The following is a 6,305-nucleotide window of genomic DNA, read 5'->3' on the forward strand; positions in this document are numbered from 1 at the left end:
ATAGGATTATAGAGGTTAACGAAAATCTGAGGCGACATAAAGCAAAAGCATATCAGCTACTCAACAGTGAAAAGGGAGTTGAAAAAAGAAAGCAAAGGTGTCATGATGTTGAACCAGTGTTCGGGAATATTAAACAGAACCACGGGTTCCGCCGCTTCATGCTTCGGGGGAAAGAAAAAGTGGCAATAGAATGGGGATTATTGGCAATTGCACAAAATGTTAGAAAAAAAGCAGCCTAAAAAGACTTGCTTTTGCTCTTTTTAACAAAATGCTGGATAAATAAACATTTCTAGCCAGCAACAAAGAAATAACACTTAGGATTTATTTAAATACAAAAAAGCTGCCTCATTTATTTTGAGACAGCCTCCATGTATTTTCTTAGATGCCTAAGGTGGTTAATAACAAAAACTACCCCCTAAACTTCTTCATAAACCCTTCCACGCTTTCTTCTAAATTACCATCAGCGATAGCCTTAACGAAAGCTGTACCAATGATAGCTCCATTAGCATACTCACAGGCTTTATCGAAAGTTTGTTTATCACTGATCCCAAAACCAATCATTGTTGGATTTTTAAGGTTTAATCCCTTAATTCTGGCAAAATAATCCTCCGTAGTATTTCCAACCTCCAGATTCTTTCCTGTAGTAGCTGATGAAGACAAGAGGTAAATAAATCCGTTGGTTAATGAATCAATTTTATGGATGCGTTCTTCAGCGGTTTGTGGGGTAATTAAAAAGATGTTGCAAAGGTTATGAGATTCGAAGCAATCTTTATAAAATTCCTCATATTCTACCATGGGTAAATCAGGAACAATGCAACCATCTACACCAACCTCAGCGCATGCTTTACAAAAATTTTCTACGCCAAACTGCAAAACTGGGTTTACATAACCCATCAACAGAACGGGAATGGTAACATTTTTTCGCAAATCTTTTAATTGTTCAAACAGCACTTTTAGTGTCATGCCCTGATCTAAAGATTGCTTACTACTCGCCTGAATTACCGGGCCATCTGCTACAGGATCTGAATAAGGAAAACCAATTTCCAAAATATCGGCTCCAGATTTTTCTAAGGCTTCAGCGATTTGAACGGTATCACCAAGATTTGGGTATCCGGCAGTATAATAAATTGATAATATATTTTTCTTCTTTTCGAAGAGCTCTTTTATTCTATTCATTGTTTGAGATTTGAGATATCAGATTGGAGATAGCAGACCAGGTGGTAGCCCGATTTCTGTTCTCCATCCCCAATACCTAAAGGTTAAAATATTTGATATACGTTTCTAAATCCTTATCGCCCCTACCTGAAAGACAAACCACTACATTTTCACCACCTTTAAACTCCATTTTTTCCAGGTAGGCTAAAGCGTGTGCACTTTCTATCGCCGGGATAATGCCTTCCAGTTGGGTACAAAGTAAACCCGCCTCTAAACTTTCATCATCGGTAATGGAAACATATTGGCCACGACCAGTTTTAAATAAATGTGCATGCTGTGGCCCAATTCCAGGGTAATCTAACCCAGCAGAAACTGAATGTGGTTCTACTACTTGTCCGTCTTCCGTTTGCATTAAAATACTTCTACTACCATGTAAAACTCCTTCCTTGCCTAAGTAAGTAGTTGCTGCAGATAGACCGCTGCTTACGCCTTTACCTGCGGCTTCAACGGCAATTAGTTTTACTTCTTCATCGTCCATAAAATGATAGAACATGCCCATAGCATTACTTCCACCGCCTACACAAGCTAAAACATAATCGGGTTTATCACTTCCGGTTTGCTCCAGAAGTTGTTTTTTAGTTTCTTCGGAAATGATAGACTGAAAAATTGCCACCATATCTGGATAAGGATGTGGTCCTACCACAGAACCGATAATATAGTGGGTATCAACGGGATTGTTAATCCAATCGCGCATGGCCTCGTTAGTTGCATCCTTTAGTGTTTTGCTCCCTGAAGTTGCAGCAACAACTTTTGCACCCAGCATTTTCATACGGGCCACATTAGGTGCCTGACGTTGAATATCTACTTCTCCCATGTAAACCACGCATTCCAAACCACGGAGTGCACAAACTGTAGCAGTAGCTACCCCATGCTGTCCGGCTCCTGTTTCAGCAATAATCCTTTTCTTTCCTAAACGCTCGGCTAATAAAATCTGCCCGATAGTGTTGTTAATTTTATGGGCTCCGGTATGGTTTAAATCTTCTCTTTTAAGAAAAATATTAGCTCCATATTTCTGCGAATATCTTTTTGCGAGATATAATGGCGAGGGCCTTCCTACGTAATCCTTCAATAACTGATGAAATTCCTTTTGAAAATCGACATCATCAATAATTTTTAAATAGTTTTGACGCAATTCTTCTACGTTCGGATATAGCATCTCGGGAATGTAAGCTCCCCCAAAATCACCATAATATCCTTTCTCGTTAACTTTGTATTTCATGATATTTTATTTCTAATTAGCTGGCATTCAATTCAGGTATGGATGAATGCAAACGACTATATTTATACTATCTATTCTCTTATTTATTGCTTAGCCATCAATTATTGTTTTAAAAGCAGCCACCTTTTCGGCATCCTTTAAACCAGGCTCCAACTCAAATTTGCTGTTGATATCAAGCGCATACAACCTTTCATCACTTATTTCCTTAATTGCCAGTGCATGCTGCAAATCAATCCCTCCACTTAAAAAGTAAGGCTTAGCGCCGGTATATTTATCCAGGATACGCCAATCGAAAGTTTTCCCCGAGCCTCCATGGGCTTTAGTTTTGGTATCAAACAAAAAATAATCAACCTGATCGGTATAGCCTTTTAGTAGCGAGAAATCGAAGTCTTCATCTATCCCAAAAGCTTTAATGAGTTCTAAGTGCGGAAATTTAGCTTTTAAACGGCTACAAAATTCGGGAGATTCATTTCCATGCAATTGAACGACCTGTAACTTATTTAGGGTCAGTACTTTACTAAGCTCTTCCAAATCTTCATTTACAAAAACACCAACTGTCTTTATTTCTTCAGGAATATATTTAATCAGCTCAGCAGATACTTCGTTAATAAAACGCGGCGACTGGTTATAGAAGATAAATCCCAGATAATCGGGCCTTAATGCCGCAACTGCAGCAATATTGGCGGCATACTTCATACCGCAAACCTTCAATTTTAGCATGCCAGTAATTGTTTAAAACTGTCCAAAGCCCTTTTACTGGTGAGTGATTCCTCTGCTTCATAGTAACAATCGGCAAATGAAGCCTCAGGCTTAATGGTTTTAATGGCCAGAGCAGAGTTACATAGAACCACATTATTCTGCACATCGGTAGCTGTTCCGTTTAAAACATCCATAAATATTTTGGCAGATGATTCGACAGTATCGCCCCCTTTAATATCATTGGTGGAAACCTTCTCAAAGCCCATATCGTTCAGGGTTAAAATATATTCTCCTTTGTTAGTAAAAGTCTTCACATCACAAGTAAGTGAAACTTCATCATATCCCTCCAGTGCGTGCACAATAGTGTAGTTTTTATCTGTTTCCTGATATAAATAAGCATATAATCGAGCGAGCTCTAAGCTAAAAACGCCAACCATTTGATACTTCGGATGACCAGGGTTAACCATTGGGCCGAGCATATTGAAAAAGGTTTTTACACCTAACTCCTTACGAATGGGAGCAACTATTTTCATTGCCGGATTAAATAATGGTGCATGCAGAAAGCAGATTCCGGCACTATCCAGATTTCTTTTTAAAGTGTCTTGATCGTTAGTAAAAGTATAGCCCAGATATTCCATCACGTTAGATGAACCACAACCCGATGAAACACCGTAATTGCCATGTTTAGCTACCTGGTGCCCAGCACCTGCAACCACGAAAGAAGATAAAGTTGAAATATTGAAAGTATCCTTACCATCACCACCTGTACCACACAAATCTATTAACTCATAATCGCCCAGATCTGTTTTAACGCAAATATCCAGCATGGCATCACGAAAACCCTGCAGCTCATCAACTGTGATATTGCGCATGGCATAAGCCGTAATAAAAGCGGCAATTTGCGATGAATTGAACTCGCCCTGTGTAATGGAAATTAAAATATTTTTAGCTTCTGCCCTGCTAAAGGTCTTATTCTCGAATAAATGGTTTAAGATTCTTTTCATTTCTGTCTTTACTAATTCATCAATACCGGTTTATTTAAGTAAGCACCTGATAAAGATGCGGATAAGTTCGGGCTGATGGTCTAAAAAATTTGCATAAAAAAAGGATTGCTTTTTGGGCAATCCTTTTTTTGTTAAATAAATGTTTTAAAAATATATACAATAGAAGTTGCCTAACGAATTTCGTTATGCCACCACCAATTGTTATTTAAGTTTTTAATTATCATGTTTGTACAGCAGCAAATATTGAGATAGTTTTTTAAAATTCCAAAATCTTTCTAAAATAATATGTCGGTTTTTAAAAGAAAAGTAAATTATAATGATGATTTAGGCTTTGGGTCTAATCCTGTGACCAAAAATCAAAGGATGATTAACCCCGATGGTAGTGCCAACATTTTGCGAACCGGCCTACCCTGGTTTAAGTTTGACGATACTTACACCCGACTGGTAACCATGAGCTGGACACGTTTTTTTGCCGTGATCCTAATTGCTTATCTCATTGTCAACACCATTTTTGCTGTGCTTTATAACGTCATTGGAATAGAAAACCTGGCAGGCGCAAATGGAATTACCTTCCGTGATCATTTTTTTGATGCTTTTTTCTTTTCTGCACAAACCATTTCTACTGTAGGTTATGGACATATTTCTCCCCAAGGATTTATTACCAGCTGCCTGGCCGCCTTTGAAAGTATGCTGGGTTTACTGGCTTTTGCCTTAGCCACAGGTTTGCTTTATGGTCGTTTTAGCAGACCAACTTCTAAAGTAGCATTTAGCAAAAGGATGGTAATAGCACCCTACCTTCAGCATACAGGTTTAATGTGTCGTTTGGTTAACCTACGGCGCAACCAACTCATTGAAATCGAAGTACAAATGGTTTTATCGTATAACGAATCTGTTGATGGTAAAAACGTTAGACGCTTCCATCCCTTAGATCTTGAACGCAGCCAGGTAAGTATACTCTCTCTCAACTGGACATTGGTTCACCCCATTACACCCGATAGTCCTTTATTTGAGAAAACATTAGCAGATCTTAAATTAGCCGAGGTAGAGATATTTGTTATTCTGAAGGCTTTTGATGATACTTTTGCTCAAACTATTCATACCCGTACCAGCTATCAGGATGAAGAAATTGAATTGGATAGCAAATTTAGTAAAATGTATTACCACAACGAGGAAGGTCAAATGGTGATGGATTACAGCAAGCTTGATGAAATTGAACGCATTCCCCAAACTACTGCGTAGTTGAAATAAATTTGATAATTTCCTTATACAATGCGTTTCCACCAAGAATCATCTGACTAATCATCGGCACGTGACTTTTTCCTTTAATCTCCTTGACCTCAGCAGGGATATTAAGGTCTTTTAGTTTTTCATATAATCTAGGCGTTTGTAAACGAATGGCATCGTAGGTTTTTCCTCCATACAAAAGTAAATGTGGATTTTTAATGTTATTGACGTAATTCAATGGTGAGGCCAACTTCCAGGTTTCTGGCTGATTGCTGAACGTTCGTAAGAAATCATAGTAATAATGATCTTTTTCGGCTTGTGTTAAATATTCATAGATATCTAAACCAAAAGGATCGTTTAAAATAAGTCCTTTTAAAGGATTCTTTATTCCAGCTTCTTGAAAATATTGAGGATCAGCATTGATCAACTCTGCCAGATGCCCACCGGCAGAATGCCCCATTAGGAAAATTTGTTCGCCACTGGCACCATAGCTCCGTATATTCGCTTTTACCCACTTAATGGCTAGAGCGCAATCTGCAGCCATCTTCTTATATTGTGCGTGAGGCGCCAGCGGATAATTTATGATCACTGTAACTATACCTTTTCTTGCAAAGTTCCTACCCAACCACCAGTAGGTTTCTTTTTTCCCGCTACTCCATGATCCGCCATGAATAAAAACCAATACAGGCTTATCCTTTACACTATCTTGCTTGTAATAAATATTCAGGGTGTTAGCTTGCAATTGATTACCTGCATAATTGATATTTTTCGCAGTTTTTACCTGAGCAGAAGCCAGTATGGTTTGAAATAAAAGCATTAAATAAAACAGAGGTTTAAGCATGGAATTAATATTAATGCGAATTAAGGGTTAAAAATTGGTTTTAGGAAACAGGCTGTCAACTTTCCGAATATATGTACGAGTAGTCCCCTTGTTGATCTTACCT

The 6,305-nt window shown here is 38.2% G+C and carries 7 protein-coding genes; 2 read left to right on the forward strand and 5 right to left on the reverse strand.

Features of this window, described 5'->3' with window-relative positions:
* The coding region (locus tag BMX11_RS23870; RefSeq protein WP_139180263.1) for a transposase at positions 1-239 on the forward strand (239 nt) is incomplete at its 5' end.
* 169 nt (positions 240-408) lie between these two features.
* Here BMX11_RS23870 and trpA read toward each other — a convergent pair.
* The 4 genes from trpA to trpD all read right to left on the reverse strand — a co-directional run bounded on the left by trpA (position 409) and on the right by trpD (position 4,137).
* The gene (trpA, locus tag BMX11_RS23875) at positions 409-1,176 is read right to left on the reverse strand and encodes a tryptophan synthase subunit alpha (RefSeq protein WP_090890075.1); all 768 of its coding nucleotides are present in this window, start codon (positions 1,174-1,176) and stop codon (positions 409-411) included.
* 76 nt (positions 1,177-1,252) lie between these two features.
* Positions 1,253-2,434, reverse strand: a complete 1,182-nt coding sequence (gene trpB / locus BMX11_RS23880) for a tryptophan synthase subunit beta (RefSeq protein WP_175474665.1) — start codon at positions 2,432-2,434, stop codon at positions 1,253-1,255.
* A gap of 90 nt (positions 2,435-2,524) precedes the next feature.
* On the reverse strand, positions 2,525-3,154 hold the full coding sequence (locus BMX11_RS23885) for a phosphoribosylanthranilate isomerase (RefSeq protein ID WP_245738756.1): 630 nt from the start codon (positions 3,152-3,154) through the stop codon (positions 2,525-2,527).
* Entirely contained in the window at positions 3,148-4,137 is a 990-nt protein-coding gene (trpD, locus tag BMX11_RS23890) for an anthranilate phosphoribosyltransferase (protein WP_090890080.1), read from the reverse strand. The genes BMX11_RS23885 and trpD overlap by 7 nt, the downstream gene beginning before the upstream one ends.
* 285 nt (positions 4,138-4,422) lie before the next feature.
* On the opposite strand from trpD, the gene BMX11_RS23895 reads away from it, so the two are divergent.
* Positions 4,423-5,376, forward strand: coding sequence for an ion channel (locus BMX11_RS23895; protein ID WP_090890083.1), 954 nt, complete (start codon positions 4,423-4,425; stop codon positions 5,374-5,376).
* Here the strand turns inward: BMX11_RS23895 and BMX11_RS23900 are convergent.
* Entirely contained in the window at positions 5,366-6,178 is an 813-nt protein-coding gene (locus BMX11_RS23900) for an alpha/beta hydrolase (RefSeq protein WP_245738757.1), read from the reverse strand. The two genes, BMX11_RS23895 and BMX11_RS23900, sit on opposite strands and share 11 nt — an antisense overlap.
* Between the last annotated feature and the right edge of the window lie 127 nt (positions 6,179-6,305).

The organism is Pedobacter rhizosphaerae, from assembly GCF_900111155.1.
GTDB classification, from domain to species: domain Bacteria; phylum Bacteroidota; class Bacteroidia; order Sphingobacteriales; family Sphingobacteriaceae; genus Pedobacter; species Pedobacter rhizosphaerae.